Origin of the sequence: Bariatricus sp. SGI.154 (assembly GCF_050313795.1) — a bacterium.
In the GTDB taxonomy this organism is placed as follows: Bacteria; Bacillota; Clostridia; order Lachnospirales; family Lachnospiraceae; genus CAMBRQ01.
This window is the reverse complement of sequence record NZ_JBNPMC010000083.1, coordinates 1-1,257: the sequence shown is the minus strand read 5'-3', so window position 1 is coordinate 1,257 and position 1,257 is coordinate 1. Positions and strand designations below refer to the sequence as shown.

Below are 1,257 nucleotides of genomic sequence, written 5' to 3'. Positions count from 1 at the left end.
GAAGGATTCCCTACCGTATCTTCTTTTGTGCAGCAGAGAAAAAAATTGCGTTTTTCTGCTCTCGAATTCCTGTTCCATCAATTCAATGACCGGGTCAGATCGGAACTGCGATTATTTAAAAATTACCGGCTGCTTGCGATTGATGGCAGCAACCTGTCTATTCCATATAATCCAGAGGAAAACAATTGTAATGAAGAAAAGCAGGTTTCCACCATGCATTTAGATGGCCTTTTTGATGTGATGAACAAAATATTTGTAGATGTAATCGTAGAAACAGGGTCTCAAAAAGACGAAACGGGAACGGGATGTAAGCTGGTCGACAGAATAAAGGATACTTATCCAGTGATTGTGATTGCTGACCGGAATTATGAGAATTACAACTTTTTTGCGCATGTAGAAGAAAATCTGTACGATTATGTTGTCCGGATAAAAGACAGGAACAGCACAGGAATCCTGTCCGGAATGAAACTGCCTGACCAGGAAGAGTTTGACATTACACGACGTGTGTTTATTACCCGTCAGCACAGCCTGTCAACCAAGCTCATGGCAGAAAAATACAAATATATCAGCCAGAAAAAAAGATTTGATTTTTCTGGAACAGATGAAGATTCCGGATATGAGATGACGATAAGGCTCGTTCGATTCCAGCTTACAGAAGATACCTATGAATGTCTGGCGACCAGCCTTCCCGAAGATCTGTTTTCGATAGAAGATTTAAAAGAGATTTATCGACGCCGTTGGGGGATTGAAACAGGTTTCCGAGAACTGAAATATGTTTTGGGAATCATTGCATTTCATTCAAAACAGGAAAACTCCATCTTACAGGAAGTCTTTGCAAGAGTGGTGATGTATAATTTTAGTATGCTAATAGCAAACAGGGTGGAACCAAAAGAAAAAGACCTGAAGTATAAGCTTCAAGTCAACTATACACAGGCGGTTCGGATCAGCCAAAATTTTTTCAGGCATCTGGATTCCGAAGTGTTATACGATATTGAAAAAACAATACAACGGTTCTTATTACCGGTAAGACCCAATCGCAAAAATCAACGTACAACACCCGGAAAAGATGCAGTTCCATTCAATTATAGATTAGCATAATTTTAAAATAATACAAGAGTTTTTACTCCTTCTTTGGAGAGAAGGAGCATTCAGCATGTGCAAATCTACAAGAACGGCAAACCGGGCATACAACTTCGGTACGCCCGGTTAAAAAAGACCGGCTTAAGCAATGTTTTGATACTTAACTTAATGACATTG

At 39.5% G+C, this 1,257-nt stretch carries 1 protein-coding gene; it reads left to right on the top strand.

From position 1 onward, the window contains the following. A partial coding sequence (locus tag ACQRBN_RS17425; RefSeq protein WP_427740362.1) for an IS4 family transposase occupies positions 1–1,098 on the top strand: 1,098 nt, incomplete at its 5' end. Between the last annotated feature and the right edge of the window lie 159 nt (positions 1,099–1,257).